This window comes from Kyrpidia sp. (assembly GCF_023512215.1).
In the GTDB taxonomy this organism is placed as follows: domain Bacteria; phylum Bacillota; class Bacilli; order Kyrpidiales; family Kyrpidiaceae; genus Kyrpidia; species Kyrpidia spormannii.
The window spans coordinates 212,266-227,294 of record NZ_JAILZZ010000001.1 but is presented as its reverse complement, the minus strand read 5'-3'; the positions used below and the strand labels follow the sequence as shown (position 1 = coordinate 227,294).

The following is a 15,029-nucleotide window of genomic DNA, read 5'->3' as shown; positions in this document are numbered from 1 at the left end:
GAGGGGAGACAGCATGGTGAGAAGGGAACACACCCGCCCGGTGCGGGTGCGGGACGTCCAGATCGGCGGAAGCGACCGGGTGGTCATCCAGTCGATGACCACCACGGACACCCGGGATGTCCAAGGAACTCTGGATCAGATCCGGAGGCTGGAGGAAGCCGGCTGCCAAATCGTGCGCCTCGCCGTGCCCGACATGCGGGCCGCCGAGGCGCTCGGGGAGATCCGCAAGGGAACGGATATGCCCCTTGTGGCAGATATTCATTTTGACTGGCGCTTGGCGCTTACAGCGATTCGGAATGGCGTGGACAAGGTGCGAATCAATCCCGGGAATATCGGCTCGGCGGACAAAGTCCGGGAAGTGGTCCGGGCGGCCAAGGAGCGGGGGATCCCTATTCGAATCGGTGTCAATTCTGGATCTGTGGAGCGCCATCTTCTTGAAAAATACGGCTATCCCAGTGCCGAGGCCATGGTGGAAAGCGCCCTGGGTCACGTGCGGATTCTGGAGGAGCACGGATTTTACGATATTGTGATTTCGCTCAAATCCACCGATGTGCCCACGGCGATCCGGGCCTATGAGATGATGGCCGAACGGGTGGAATATCCGCTGCATGTCGGGATTACCGAAGCGGGCACCGTTTTCGCCGGAAGCATCAAATCCGCAGTGGGCATCGGGGCGATTCTCGCCAAGGGCATCGGCGATACTCTCCGCGTCTCCCTCACCGGAGATCCGGTGGAAGAGGTGAGGGTGGCCAAAGAAATTCTAAAATCCCTCGGGATTGCGGCGGACAGCCCGGTCATCGTTTCTTGTCCTACCTGCGGGCGTTGCGCCATCGACTTGATCGGGATCGCGAACCGCGTCGAACGGGAAATCGCGGACCTGAAGGTGCCGCTGAAGGTGGCGGTGATGGGATGCGCGGTGAACGGCCCGGGTGAGGCCCGGGAGGCGGACATCGGAATTGCGGGCGGCCGGGGCGAAGGACTCTTGTTCAAAAAAGGGGAGGTCGTCCGGAAGGTTTCAGAAGATCAAATCGTGGACGTCCTGCTGGCAGAGATTCGGGAAATGGCCGCCCGGAAAGAGCAGGATCGGGGGTAAAGGAAAGATGGAGGTCGTTCGATGAGACAAAGTCACTTTTTTGTTCAGACTTTAAGGGAGGTGCCGGCGGAAGCCGAGGTGCCCAGTCACCGGCTGATGCTCCGGGCGGGGATGATTCGCCAGGTGGTGTCTGGCGTCTATTCTTACCTTCCCCTCGGGTACCGCGTCCTGCGCAAAATCGAAGCCATCGTCCGGGAGGAGATGGACCGGGCGGGGGCACAGGAAGTTCTGCTCCCCGCGGTCCAACCCGCCTCTCTGTGGCAAGAGTCCGGTCGCTGGGACGATTACGGGAAGGAGTTACTCCGCTTCGAGGACAGGCACGAACGGATGTTGGTACTCGGACCGACCCACGAAGAGGTCATCACCGATTTGGTGCGCACGGAGGTCAGGTCCTACCGCCAATTGCCGGTGACCTTGTATCAGATTCAAACCAAATTTAGAGACGAAGTTCGTCCCCGGTTCGGGGTGATGCGGGCCCGGGAGTTCATCATGAAAGATGCTTATTCTTTCGATGTTGACGAAAAAGGTTTGGATCGGAGCTATCGGGCCATGTATCAGGCCTATGAGCAGATTTTCCGCCGCTGTGGCCTGGAATTCCGCGTCGTCCAAGCCGATCCCGGGGCGATTGGCGGAGAAGGGGGAAGCCACGAATTCATGGTGCTCTCCGAGGTGGGGGAGGACACGATCCTCGTCTGCCCGGCCTGTGATTATGCGGCCAACGTGGAGCTGGCATCGGGAAAGGTGGCCGGCGAAGACGGGCGAAGGTCAGTGTCCGAAAAAGAGCGGTTTCTCACCCCCGGCGCCAAGACGATCGAAGAACTTCGGGACAGATATGGCCTCGACCCGGAGACCATCATTAAAGTCCTGGTCTATCGGGTGGACGACCGCCCTGTAGCGGTGGCGATTCGGGGCAACGACGAGGTCAACGAGGTGAAATTGAAGCGGCTTCTCGGGGCCCGGCGCGTGGAATTGGCCGACGAGGAGACTGTGAGAGCACTCACCGGAACCGGGTTCGGGAGCGTCGGGCCGATGAATTTGAACATGCCTTTGGTGGTGGATGATGCCGTGGCGTCGATGCCCGAAGGGGTCGCTGGGGGCAATGAGCCGGATGTCCATTATCGCCACGTGGTTCCCGGTCGAGACTTCAACTGGGATAGCCGGGGAGACATCCGGACGGCCCGGGCTGGGGACAGATGTGTACGGTGCGGGGCGCCATTGGAAGAATACCGGGGAATTGAAGTGGGTCACGTGTTTAAACTGGGCACCAAGTACAGCGAAGCCCTGTCCGCCTCGTTTCTCGATGAACGAGGTGTTCAGCGCCCGGTGATCATGGGTTGTTACGGGATCGGCGTGTCCCGGCTGATCGCCGCCGCGGTGGAGCAGCACCACGACGACAAAGGGATCATGTGGCCGATGCCTATCGCACCTTTTCACGTTCACGTGCTTCCGGTGAATCTCAAGGATGCGGCCCAGCGGGACGCGGCCGAGCAGCTTTACACCCGCCTAGAAAATGCCGGTATCGAAGTCCTGTTGGACGACCGGGATGAGCGGCCCGGTGTCAAGTTTAATGATGCTGATCTGATGGGGATACCGATTCAACTCATCGTCGGAAAGCGAATCTCCGAAGGACTGGTGGAGATGAAACGGCGCAAGACTGGCGAAGTCACCTTATTGTCTCCGGACGAGGCCGTGCGGGCGGCGGTAGAGGCCGTTCGCAGCGTATGAGCGAACGCCGCGGGCCGGTGAAAACCTCCGAAGGGGGAGTCCGGGATGTTGAGTTTAATCATTCCGGCCTACAACGAGGAAGAGCGCATCGGCCAAGTTTTGGACGCGGTGATCGCCGCTGGGGTGTTCGATCAGGTCATTGTCGTCGATGACGGGTCGACGGACCGGACCGCTGAAGTGGCCACTGCGCACCGGGTGGAGGTTGTGCGCCTTCCTACGAATCGAGGGAAGGGCGCAGCGGTGGCAGCGGGGCTGTCCAGGGCCCAGGGCGAGGTGATCGGGTTTCTCGATGCCGACCTGGTGGGACTACGCCCGGAACACATCCGAGCTTTGGTCTTGCCTGTGATCAAGGGACAGGCGGACATGACGATCGGACTGTTTGGCGGCGGACGCCTGAGCACCGATCTAGCCCAGAAGTTGACCCCCATTCTGACTGGCCAACGGGTTGTGCACCGCCGCTGGCTTCCCCCGGCAGATTTTTCTACGGCGAGATACGGGATTGAAGTGTTATTACATAAACATGTGAAGGACTCCGGAGGCCGAATTGTGGAGGTATCCTTAGACGAAGTTACGCATCACATGAAAGAGGAGAAGCTGGGTTGGAGAAAAGGGGTCGCAGCGCGACTGCGGATGTACTGGGATATTCTGAAGGTGATGGCGAAATGACGCGTGCGGTATCCTCCTACAGTGCGGATGCGCCAAGGCCCTGGGTGGCACGGATTTTACAATTACGCCCGGAGCTGACGTCCTATATGGGCCAAATCGATGTGGTGCGGATCGCCGTGTCGCCGGCAAGCCTTTCCGGGCGTTTGTACGTCTCCTTGAGCCATCCCTTGCCGCCTGATATGTGGGTAAACTTGGAGGACACGCTAACAAGTTTGGCCGCATCTTGCGGCGGCTGGCGCGTCGAAGTGTGGGCTGAGGTTGCAGACCGGATGGGCGCCGAAGAGGCGGTGGAAGCTTATTATCCTATCTGTGCTCGGGATACGGGGTGCGCCGAAGGGTTGTTTGGCCAAATCCGCGGCTTTTACGCGGGCGAGGGGCTGTTGCGCCTTGTGGCGCCCCACGAGATGGTATCGGCCGCCGCACGGCACCGCGGGTTGGGGCAGGCGGTGGAAGCGTGGTACCGCAGGGTGCTGGGCCTTTCGATCAAGGTGCAGTGGGATGTGGAGGCCGGGGAGTCGTTTCAGGAACTTCGGGAACAATGCCTGGAAGAAGAACGGGCAATGGTCGCCGAGTTGGTGTCGGCCCCGGAAAAAGAAGGGCCCTCTGCCGTTTCCGGAAAAGAAGAAGACCATGTACTTCTTGGGAAGTTTGTTGCTGACGATCCGGTTCCCCTCCGCAGCATTACCGAAGAGGTCCGCAGCGTTGTCGCCGAGGGGACGGTCTTTTTCATTGAAACCCGGGAATTATCCAGCGGGAGGATTTTGTATCATTTTTATCTGACCGACCGCACCGATTCGATCTCGGTGAAAGCTTTCGCCAAACCCGATCAGCGGCAGGCCGGGCTCGACGGGTTGTCAAAAGGGGACTGGGTTCGGGTGCGGGGCGCGGTATCTTACGATACCTTCGCCAAAGAACTCGTCCTGATGGCCCAGGATGTGGTGCGCATTCCTCCCCGTGTTCGGAAGGACGAGAGCGGGGCGAAACGGGTGGAGTTGCACGTACACACGCCCATGAGCGCCCTGGATGGCGTGAGTTCCCCCGGGGATCTGGTGCGCCGGGCGGCGGAGTGGGGGCACTCGGCCTTGGCCGTGACCGATCACGGAGTTGCCCAGGCGTTTCCGGACTTCTTCCGAGAAGCCCAGAAGGCGGGGATCAAACCCATCCTGGGGGTCGAAGCCTATCTGGTGGACGACGGGTCCGCCGTGGTGATGGGGGCGGACCACCGGCCTTTGGAGGAAGCGGAGTTCGTCGTGTTCGATACGGAGACCACCGGACTGAACGCCCGGGAACATACCCTGATTGAAATCGCGGCGGTCAAAGTGCGGGGGGGCAAGTTGGTTGATCATTACGCCTCGCTCATCGACCCGGGAGTGCCGATTTCGCCGAAGATTCAAGAGTTAACCGGGATCACGAACGACATGGTGAAAGGTCAGCCCGGGTTGTCAGAAGTTCTTGAAGGGTTCCGGAAGTTTGCGGCCGGGGCGGTGCTTGTGGCCCACAACGCCGAGTTCGACATGGGGTTTTTGCAATCCGCCGCCCGCAAGCTCGGACAGCCTCCCTGGGACCATCCGGTGCTGGACACTCTGGCACTGGCCCGAGTGCTGTATCCTCGGGAGCGGAATCACCGCCTGAAAACCTTGACCCAGAAATTCAATGTGGAGTTGGTCAACCACCACCGGGCAGCGGCGGACGCCGAGGCGACGGCGAAGGTGTTTCTGCATTTGTTGCGGGAAGCTGAGGCACGAGGTGCTCACCATTTGGACGAATGTAACGCCCTCGGGGAGGGCATCGACGTGTCCCACGCCCGGCCGTACCATGCCACGATTCTCGTGAAAAACCCCACGGGCTTGAAAAATTTGTACCGTCTAGTTTCCTTGGCTCATACCCGGTACTTGCATCGCCAGCCCCGGATTCCCCGGACCGAGTGGCTGAATTACCGGGAAGGGCTGATGATGGGGACGGGGTGTTTACGGGGGGAATTGTTTCAGGCGTTGTTGCGGGGTCGCTCGGATGAGGAGTTGCTCGACATCATTCGGCGGTATGATTTTGTCGAGATTCAGCCCTTGGACCAGTACCGTCCCCTGTTGCGGAATGAAGAAATTCGGGATCTGGAAGCCGTTGCCGAATACCACCGCCGGATCTTGGAATTGGCCGATCGGGCCGGTCGGCCGGTGGTGGCCACGGGAGATGTGCACTATTTGGACCCGGAGGATCGAATTTATCGAGATATCCTTCAGGCGGGGTCGAACATGGAAGTGGATGACCCCGATGCGGGGTATCATTTTCGCACCACCGAAGAGATGTTGGAGGCCTTTAGCCATCTGGGGCAGCGGGCCGTTGAGGTGGTGGTGGAGAACGCAAATCGAATTGCCGAAGAGATCGAGGTGGTCAAGCCGATCCCAGACGAGTTGTACACCCCGGTTATCGATGGCGCAGAGGAACAAATTCGGTCTCTGGCCTATGAGAAAGCCCGGCGCCTTTATGGCGATCCCCTGCCGGAGTTGGTGGAGGCCCGACTGGAGAAAGAACTGAACAGCATCATCAACCACGGTTATGCGGTGATCTACTTGATCGCCCATAAACTGGTAACAAAGTCTTTGGAGGACGGGTATCTGGTGGGATCCCGGGGTTCAGTGGGATCCTCCTTGGTCGCCACCATGACCGATATTACTGAAGTGAATCCCCTGCCGCCCCATTATCTCTGTCCGGCTTGTCATTACAGCGAGTTCGTGACCGCCGGGTCGGTGGGGTCGGGGTTCGATCTCCCGGACCGAGCATGCCCGCGATGTGGGGAAAAGCTGCGCAAAGATGGCCACGATATTCCCTTTGAAACGTTTATGGGGTTCAAAGGGGATAAGGTCCCGGACATTGATCTCAACTTCTCGGGAGAGTATCAGAGCCGGGCGCACAAGTATACAGAACACCTGTTTGGTTCCGATCATGTGTTCCGGGCGGGGACGATCTCCACGGTGGCCGAAAAAACGGCTTACGGGTACGTGCGCAAATTCGCCGAGGAACGGGGATTGCAATTTCGAAATGCCGAACTGACGCGGTTGGTTCAGGGGTGTACGGGCATTAAGCGAACCACGGGCCAGCACCCCGGGGGTCTGATGGTGGTGCCGAGCAACAAAGAGATCTTTGATTTTTGTCCGATTCAATTTCCGGCGGATGACAAGACCGCCGGCACCCGGACGACCCATTTCGATTATCATTCCATCCACGATAACCTGTTGAAACTGGATTTGCTCGGCCATGACGATCCCACGGTGATCCGGATGCTTCAAGACCTCACCGGCGTCGCGCCGAAAGAGATCCCGGTGGACGATCCGGATACCATGTCGATTTTCAGTGGGACGGAAGTACTGGGGGTCACGCCGGAACAGATCCGCAGCACCGTGGGGACTTATGGGATTCCCGAGTTCGGGACAAAATTCGTCCGCCAAATGTTGGAGGACACTAAGCCAAAGACGTTTGCCGAGTTGGTGCGCATCTCGGGATTGTCCCACGGGACGGACGTGTGGCTGAACAACGCCCAAGACCTGATCCGGTCCGGGACGGCTCGGTTGTCGGAAGTGATCTCCACCCGGGATGACATTATGGTTTATCTAATCCAGAAGGGATTGGAACCGGTTCAGGCCTTTCGGATCATGGAGTCGGTCCGCAAAGGAAAGGGGCTCACGCCGGAAGATGAGGCGACGATGAAAGAGCACGGGGTCCCGGATTGGTATATCGCATCTTGTAAAAAGATCAAATATATGTTCCCAAAAGCCCATGCCACCGCTTATGTGCTGATGGCCGTGCGGATCGCGTATTTTAAAGTTCACGATCCCCTGGCCTTTTATGCCACGTATTTCACCGTCCGGGCGGATGATTTCGATTTACAACTGGTCCTACAGGGGCCCGATGTGGTGCTCCGGCGGATCGAGGCGGTGGAAGCAAAAGGCAGCCAAGCCACGGCCAAGGAGAAGAGTTTGCTCACGGTGCTTGAAGTGGCTCTGGAAATGATGCGGCGGGGATTTCGGTTCGGTCCACTGGATCTGTACCGATCGGATGCCACTCGGTTTCTCCCGGATGGGGAAGGCACGCTGATCCCTCCTTTCTCGGCTGTGGCCGGAATCGGGGAGTCGGCGGCCCGGAATGTGGCAGCGGCCCGGGAGGAAGGGGAGTTTCTGTCTGTGCAGGATTTGCAAGAACGGGCTCGTCTGTCCAGACCGGTGGTGGAATTGTTGGAACAGATGGGGTGTCTGAAAGATCTCCCGCAAACCAATCAATTGTCTTTGTTTTAGAGCACAAGGCCGGACGCCCTTGTCGTCCGTTTTTGGCAGTGCTATAATGGTTTTGCTATGATGTGGATACCATCGGTCGCGCAAGAGTGGGGCAACCCACTCTTTCGATTTGTTGGGGGCGGTCAGCGATAGACCCACCCGACGGAGGCAGAGAAGGGGGATTCGATGGCGAAGAAACGCATCGCGGCGGTCGTGGAGGAGATCGCGCGCCCCATCGTCGAGGGGGAAGGGTTGGAACTGGTGGATGTGGAGTATGTGAAGGAAGGAGCGAACTGGTTTTTACGGGTGTTTGTGGATCGCCCGGAGGGAGGGGTCGATATCGACGACTGCAGCCGGGTGAGCGAGCGGCTGTCTGATCGACTGGATGAAATCGATCCCATCCCGGGGAGCTATTTTCTCGAAGTCTCTTCGCCGGGCATCGAGCGTCCCTTGAAAAATATGCCTGCTTTCCGGCGGGCCCTCGGGCAGACGGTGGCGGTGACCACCTATGAGCCCATCCAAGGGCGCAAATCTTTTCAAGGGCTGCTCACCGAGGTGGACGATGAGGGGATCACGGTCGCGGACGGGGATGTGGTTTGGACCATTCCGTATCGGGCGGTGGCATCCGCGCGAACCGTTTTTGTCCCGTAGGCGGATGCCGGGGAGGAAGGAGGAGACACCGGCCATCATGAACCAGGATTTTATTGAGGCGCTGGATCAGTTGGAGCGGGAAAAGGGGATCAGTAAGGACGTTTTGATCGAAGCGATCGAAGCGGCCCTGATCTCTGGCTACAAGCGCAATTTTAACTCCGCCGCGAACGTGCGAGTGGATGTTAATCGGGAAACCGGGGATGTCAAGGTGTTCGCCCGCAAGACGGTGGTGGAGGAAACGGCGGATCCGCGCCTGGAAATTTCACTGGAGGCGGCGGAGCAGATCAGTCCCCATTACACGGTGGGGGACATCGTGGAAATCGAAGTCACCCCGAAGGATTTTGGCCGCATCGCCGCCCAGACGGCGAAACAGGTGGTCACCCAGCGGATTCGCGAGGCCGAGAGGGGACTCATTTACCACGAATATCTCGATCGCGAAGAAGACATTGTCACCGGCCTCGTGCAGCGCCAGGATGCCCGGTATACCTACGTGGACCTGGGAAAAGTCGAGGCTTTGCTGCCTTTTCATGAACAGATTCCCGGGGAAAAACTCAAGCAGGGCGATCGGGTTAAAGCCTTTATCACGAAGGTGGAAAAGACCACCAAAGGCCCCCAGGTTTTGCTTTCGAGAACCCACCCGGGTTTGTTAAAACGCTTATTTGAACTGGAAGTTCCCGAAATTTACGAGGGTGTTGTGGAGATCAAATCGGTGGCCCGGGAGGCGGGTCATCGATCCAAGATTGCCGTTTTTTCCCGGAAGCCCGAGGTGGATCCCGTGGGGGCCTGTGTGGGACCCCGGGGCATGCGAGTCCAACACGTGGTGGCGGAATTGCACGGCGAAAAGGTCGACATCGTCAAGTGGAGCGAAGACCCGGAGGAATTCGTCAAGAATGCCCTGAGCCCGGCGAAGGTCGTCAGCGTGGAGATCGCCGAGGACGAACGGGTGGCCCGGGTCATCGTGCCCGATTACCAATTGTCCCTGGCGATTGGTAAAGAAGGGCAAAACGCGAGACTTGCGGCGAAGTTGACCGGCTGGAAAATCGACATTAAAAGTGAGTCCCAGGTAGAAGCGAATCAGGCCGCGGCTTCCGAGGAAGCGAGGGAGCCAGAAGAATCCGAGGAGTGGTCCTCCCCCGATGGCGAGCCTGGCCAGGGCGCGGATGCCTGGGCAGCGGAACGGACCGAATGAGGAGGATCCACGGTGTCGCCCAAACATGTGCCGCTACGTAAATGTATCGGTTGCCAGACGATGAAGGCCAAGCGCGAACTGATCCGCATCGTGGCCACTCCGGACGGCGCGATCCGGATCGATCCGACGGGAAAGGCGGCCGGGCGGGGGGCTTACTTGTGTCCCACCGTCGCGTGTTTCGAACTTGCCCTGAAGCGCAAAGCGTTGGAACGGGCTTTGAAACGTCCGGTTCCCGCTGAGATCTGGGATTCGGTGAAACGGCAACTGGAGGGAACGGTCCATGGGTGAACCGCGCACCTTAGGTTTGGTCGGCTTGGCCCTGCGCGCCGGATGTCTGGCGTTGGGAGAACGGGCGGTGCTGGAGCGCATCCGCAGAGGCGGAGCTCATCTGGTGCTGCTGGCGACGGATGCAGGTCCTAACACGAGAAAGCGAACGGTGGATAAATGTCGCTCTCACGGCGTACCGTGGGCGGCTTGGGTCGATCGCTACACCTTGGGCAAGGCCGTTGGACGAGAGACCGTGGTCGTGGCGGCGGTGACGGAGCAAGGATTCGCCGAAAACCTGCTGACCCAGTTGCGGCAACATCACGGAGGTGACAGATTTGAGTCAGAAACTCCGAGTGTACGAATACGCCAAACAACTGAATATGTCGAGCAAGGAAATTATAACCATCTTAAAACGCCTAGGGGTGTCGGTCAACAACCACATGAGCGTGATGGACCAGGAGATGATTAATCAGGTGGAGCAATTTTTTGCCGACGTGAAAGCTCGGGCGTCGAGGAAAAACGAAGAACAGGCCCGGAGGGCGGCTAAGGGGGCGGCATCTGGATCGGCCGAAACGGCCCGGACTGCATCCCCGGCATCCGGCTCTACCCCGTCCCGAAACCAAGGGGCTGGGGGGCGAGGACGCGCCGATCAACCCCGGAGGGAGCATGGGAATGGTCCACGAGATGGCAACAGATCCAACCATGCTGAGCGCCGGACGGCACAGGGTAGAAATGGCGGGAACCACGAGCGGCGGTCGGAGGGCGCCCAGCGCCCCGGGGACGAAGGGCAAAGGGCCAACGGCGGTCAGCGCTCTGGTGGAAACGGTCAGAAGACTGGCGGGCAGCGGTCGGGAAACGGCAGCCAGCGAACCGGGGGATCTCGGTCTCCCGCGGCCTCAGCGGGCTCCGGGCGCCGAAATGGTTCCGGCGAGCGGTCCCGGCCGGCTGGCAAGGGTGCGGCTCCGGGAGGGCGCCGGGACGCGACGGCAGCCATGGTCATCGACCAGTATGAAGACCTCGATGCACCCGTGATCCGGGGAGAGAGAATCGTTCGCAAGTCCAAACCCTCTCCAAAAGGCGATAAAGACAATCGAAAGGTTGCGCCGCCTTCCCGGTCCCAGCAGCGACGGGAGCGGCGCGCCCAGCGGGAATCGGCGGACGCGCCAAAACAGGTTGTTGTCGAAGGGCCGATGAGTGTTGGAGATTTTGCGAAAACGATCAAAAAAGAGCCGGCGGATGTGATTAAGAAGCTGCTGTTCCTCGGCGTCATGGCGACCATTAACCAGGAAATCGACGTGGATGCCATGACCCTGGTCGCTCAGGAATACGGCATCGAACTGCAGGTGAAAGAGCCCCGGGACGAAGAAATGGAAGAGCTTCTCTGGGAGACGGACAAACCCGAAGATCTCGTTCCCCGCCCCCCGGTGGTGACGATCATGGGTCATGTCGATCACGGAAAGACCACGTTGCTCGATGCGATCCGGCAGACAAACGTGACCGCCCAGGAAGCGGGCGGGATCACCCAACATATTGGCGCCTATCAAGTGGAAGTCGGCGGCAAGCGAATTACCTTTCTCGATACACCGGGTCACGAGGCTTTCACCAGCATGCGGGCCCGGGGAGCCCAGGTGACAGATGTGTGCGTACTGGTGGTGGCGGCGGACGATGGAGTGATGCCCCAGACCGTGGAAGCCATCAACCACGCCAAGGCGGCCGGCGTCCCCATCCTCGTGGCGGTGAACAAGATTGACAAACCGGATGCCAACCCCGATCGCGTCAAACAAGAGTTGACGGAGCACGGGCTAGTGCCGGAGGAATGGGGCGGCGACACGATTTTTGTTCCGGTGTCCGCCCTGCGGAAGCAAGGAATTGAAGACCTGCTGGAGATGATCCTGCTGGTGGCCGAGATGGCAGAACTCAAAGCGAACCCATCTGCTCGGCCCCGGGGGACTGTGATTGAAGCTGAACTCGACAAGGGGCGGGGGCCAGTCGCCACGGTGTTGATCCAAAACGGCACCCTCCGGGTGGGGGATATCGTGGTGGCGGGTACGACCTTCGGCCGGGTTCGGGCTATGATCAATGACCGCGGGCGCCGGGTCAAGGAAGCCGGGCCTTCGACCCCGGTGGAAATCCTGGGCCTCGGGGGTGTCCCGATGGCCGGGGACGCCTTTGTGGTCTACGATGACGAACGCAAAGCCCGGCTCCTGGCGGAGAAGCGACAGACGAAACAGCGGGCCGAGGAGCTCAAATCTCAAACCAAAGTGACCCTCGATGATCTGTATAAGCAGATTCAAGAAGGACAAGTCAAAGAACTGAATGTCGTGTTAAAAGCGGATGTTCAAGGATCGGTGGAAGCCTTGGTGTCCGCCCTGGAGCGAATCGATATTGAAGGAGTCCGGGTGAGGGTCATTCACCACGGGGTGGGGGCCATTACTGAAACGGACATTCTTCTCGCCTCGGCTTCGAATGCTATCGTGATCGGGTTCAACGTCCGCCCGGAACCCGGAGCGCGCCAAATGGCCGAAGCTGAAAAAGTGGATATCCGACTGTATCGAGTGATCTACAACGTCATCGAGGAGATCGAAGCGGCGCTGAGGGGTATGCTGGATCCGGAATATCGGGAAGTGATCCTCGGGCGGGCCGAGGTTCGGCAAACCTTTAAAGTGTCCAAGGTGGGGACGATCGCCGGATGTTACGTCGTGGAGGGCAAGGTCCAGCGCGGGGCCAGCGCCCGGGTAGTCCGGGATGGCATCGTGATCCACGAAGGAACCATTGATTCCTTAAAGCGGTTCAAAGACGATGTTCGGGAAGTGGCTGAAGGATATGAATGCGGCATGACCCTGGAGCGGTTTAACGACATTAAAGAAGGCGATATCATCGAAGTGTTCACGATGGAAGCGGTGAAAGTCTGACTCCGGGAGGGAGTGCGGTGGCACGGGTTCGCCCCAATCGCGTAGCAGAGCAGATCAAAAAAGAGATTACCGACATTCTGTATCACGAGTTGAAAGACCCCCGCATCGGGTTTGTCACCATCACCGGTGTGGAAATCTCTCGGGATCTTCAACACGCAAAGGTTTTTGCCAGCGTAATGGGGAGCGATGAAGAAAAAGCGCTTTCCCTGGAAGCACTGCAAAAAGCGACGGGGTTCATTCGCAGCGAAATCGGAAGGAGGATCCGGCTGCACCACACACCGGAAATTGTATTTAAGCTGGACACTTCCGAGGACTACAGCCAACGGATCTCCCACGTCATTCGGCAGCTGCAGGACGAAAGGGGAGATCGGACTTGAACCAGCTGGAAGAGGCTTATCGCCGGGCGGAGGAATTTCTTCGAAGCCATCACCGGTTTCTCCTCCTTACTCACGTTCATCCGGACGGCGACGCGCTGGGCTCTGTTTTGGGCATGGCGTCCGTGCTGAAACACCTCGGCAAGGAGGTGGTGGTGGCTCACGAAGAACCGATGCCCGAACGATTCTCATATCTTCCGGGGATCGGAGAGGTGAAACCCGTGGATGAGGTCACTGATGTGTTCCCCGCCGCGGTATCCGTGGACTGTGCTGATCTTCGGCGACTTGGGAAGGCGGCGGAGAAGCTCACCTCGGACACCCGGTTGCTCAATGTGGATCACCATGCGACCAACGATCGGTTTGGAACTGAAAACCTGGTCGATCCCGACGCATCCGCCAGTTGCCAGCTCGTCAGTGAGTTGGCCAAACGCCTGGGCGTTCCTCTTGCGGGCGAGACGGCCATTTGCTTATACACCGGCCTTTTTACCGATACGGGTGGGTTTCGCTACAGCAACACAAGTAGCGCGGTGCTGCGCTTGGCGGCTGAGATGATCGACAGCGGCCTGGACCCTTATCCCATCGCTCTTCAGGCGGTGGAAACGGTGACCGAGAAACAGCTGCGCCTCCTGGTGGCGGCTTTGGATGGGTTGCGTACCGCCGCGAAGGGGAAAATCGCTTATCTCGCGGTGACCCGACAGATGATGGAGGAGACGGGAACCGGAGTGGAGGACACCCAAGAGCTGGTCAATTACGCCAGAAACCTCGCCGGAGTGGAGGTGGGCGTGATGTTTCGGGAAGAAGGGGATAACGAGATCAAGGTGAGCCTGCGGGCGAAACACGAAGTGAACGTTTCACAGATCGCCGCCCAGTTTGGCGGCGGCGGGCATGCCCGGGCAGCCGGGTTTACGGTGCAAGGCCCCCTGGACAAGGTGATCCGGCAGGTGGTGGATGCGGTGGCGGCCCAGGTGGGGCAGGGGTAAAGGTGAACGGGGTTCTCGTTCTCGATAAGCCCGCGGGGCTTACCTCCCATGACGTGGTCGGACGGGTGCGGCGATGGCTGGGTATACGGCGGATTGGGCACACGGGCACCCTTGATCCCGACGCCACCGGCGTGCTGGTTCTCTGCGTGGGGAAAGCGACCCGAATAGCCGAGTACCTCAGTGGCGAAGACAAAGAATATATCGGGGTTTTGGCTTTAGGGGCGGCCACCGACACCGACGACGCTTCGGGTGAGGTGATCGAGCGCATGCCGAATCCCCCTGCCGATCCCGAAGCCCTACGACGGGCGGCAGCTGCTTTGACCGGGGAGATTCTCCAGCGTCCGCCCGCTTTTTCCGCCGTCCGAGTCGGAGGGAAGCGCGCTTACGACCTGGCCCGGGCAGGGCGTCCGGCGGATTTGCCAGCCCGAAAGGTGCAGGTCTACCGGTTCGATGTCGGCATGCCCACCCCGCGGGGGGAGCTACTCGAAGCACCGTTTCACGTTGCCTGCTCCAAAGGGACCTATGTGCGCAGCCTGTGTCGCGACCTCGGGGCGAAGGTGGGGATTCCCGCCCACATGGCCTCGTTGCGGCGGGTCCGCCAAGGGCCCTTTACGGTAGAACAAGCTTTGCCCTGGTCGGAGGTACAGCGGGGTGGAGAGGAGGGGCGGCTTGCAGAAGCCGTCCGGCCGATGCTCTGGGCGCTACGCACATGGCCTCGATTCACACTCCTGGCGGGCGAAGTGGATCGCCTACGCCAGGGCCGGGAGCTCATGGCCGACCCTGCCCGGCTTTCCCCGGGGACGTCTCCCCCCGGACTTTTGGTTGCTGCATATCAGGATCAATTGGTGGCGGTGTGTCGCCGCAACGGTGAACGGATTTTCCCGCTTAAAGTGCTTCTTACGTAGGA

The 15,029-nt window shown here is 59.6% G+C and carries 12 protein-coding genes; all 12 read left to right on the top strand.

Annotation, left to right across the window (positions count from 1 at the left end; translation table 11 throughout):
• The first annotated feature begins 13 nt into the window (after positions 1 to 13).
• The 12 genes from ispG (at position 14) to truB (ending at position 15,027) form a co-directional block, all read left to right on the top strand.
• A complete protein-coding gene (gene ispG, locus K6T64_RS01115) occupies positions 14 to 1,093 on the top strand; it encodes a flavodoxin-dependent (E)-4-hydroxy-3-methylbut-2-enyl-diphosphate synthase (RefSeq protein WP_288008243.1) in 1,080 nt (359 codons plus the stop codon).
• 21 nt (positions 1,094 to 1,114) lie between these two features.
• Complete coding sequence (locus K6T64_RS01110; protein WP_288008242.1) at positions 1,115 to 2,818, top strand: proline--tRNA ligase; 1,704 nt, start codon at positions 1,115 to 1,117, stop codon at positions 2,816 to 2,818.
• Positions 2,819 to 2,863: 45 nt separating this feature from the next.
• On the top strand, positions 2,864 to 3,484 hold the full coding sequence (locus tag K6T64_RS01105; RefSeq protein ID WP_288008241.1) for a glycosyltransferase family 2 protein: 621 nt from the start codon (positions 2,864 to 2,866) through the stop codon (positions 3,482 to 3,484).
• Positions 3,481 to 7,770, top strand: coding sequence for a PolC-type DNA polymerase III (locus tag K6T64_RS01100; RefSeq protein WP_288008240.1), 4,290 nt, complete (start codon positions 3,481 to 3,483; stop codon positions 7,768 to 7,770). Before K6T64_RS01105 ends, K6T64_RS01100 begins: the two co-directional genes overlap by 4 nt.
• Positions 7,771 to 7,935: 165 nt before the next feature.
• Positions 7,936 to 8,400 (top strand): ribosome maturation factor RimP, encoded by a 465-nt coding sequence (gene rimP / locus K6T64_RS01095; RefSeq protein ID WP_170099398.1) that lies wholly within the window; start codon positions 7,936 to 7,938, stop codon positions 8,398 to 8,400.
• Positions 8,401 to 8,437: 37 nt separating this feature from the next.
• On the top strand, positions 8,438 to 9,589 hold the full coding sequence (gene nusA, locus K6T64_RS01090) for a transcription termination factor NusA (protein WP_100667788.1): 1,152 nt from the start codon (positions 8,438 to 8,440) through the stop codon (positions 9,587 to 9,589).
• Between the two features lie 12 nt (positions 9,590 to 9,601).
• On the top strand, positions 9,602 to 9,877 hold the full coding sequence (gene rnpM, locus K6T64_RS01085; protein ID WP_100667787.1) for an RNase P modulator RnpM: 276 nt from the start codon (positions 9,602 to 9,604) through the stop codon (positions 9,875 to 9,877).
• A complete protein-coding gene (locus K6T64_RS01080; protein WP_232070079.1) occupies positions 9,870 to 10,325 on the top strand; it encodes a L7Ae/L30e/S12e/Gadd45 family ribosomal protein in 456 nt (151 codons plus the stop codon). Before rnpM ends, K6T64_RS01080 begins: the two co-directional genes overlap by 8 nt.
• Complete coding sequence (infB, locus tag K6T64_RS01075; protein ID WP_232070180.1) at positions 10,237 to 12,768, top strand: translation initiation factor IF-2; 2,532 nt, start codon at positions 10,237 to 10,239, stop codon at positions 12,766 to 12,768. Before K6T64_RS01080 ends, infB begins: the two co-directional genes overlap by 89 nt.
• A gap of 17 nt (positions 12,769 to 12,785) precedes the next feature.
• Positions 12,786 to 13,145 (top strand): 30S ribosome-binding factor RbfA, encoded by a 360-nt coding sequence (rbfA, locus tag K6T64_RS01070; protein WP_100667785.1) that lies wholly within the window; start codon positions 12,786 to 12,788, stop codon positions 13,143 to 13,145.
• Entirely contained in the window at positions 13,142 to 14,122 is a 981-nt protein-coding gene (locus tag K6T64_RS01065; RefSeq protein ID WP_288008239.1) for a DHH family phosphoesterase, read from the top strand. Before rbfA ends, K6T64_RS01065 begins: the two co-directional genes overlap by 4 nt.
• A gap of 2 nt (positions 14,123 to 14,124) precedes the next feature.
• Positions 14,125 to 15,027 (top strand): tRNA pseudouridine(55) synthase TruB, encoded by a 903-nt coding sequence (gene truB, locus K6T64_RS01060; RefSeq protein ID WP_288008238.1) that lies wholly within the window; start codon positions 14,125 to 14,127, stop codon positions 15,025 to 15,027.
• Positions 15,028 to 15,029 lie beyond the last annotated feature (2 nt).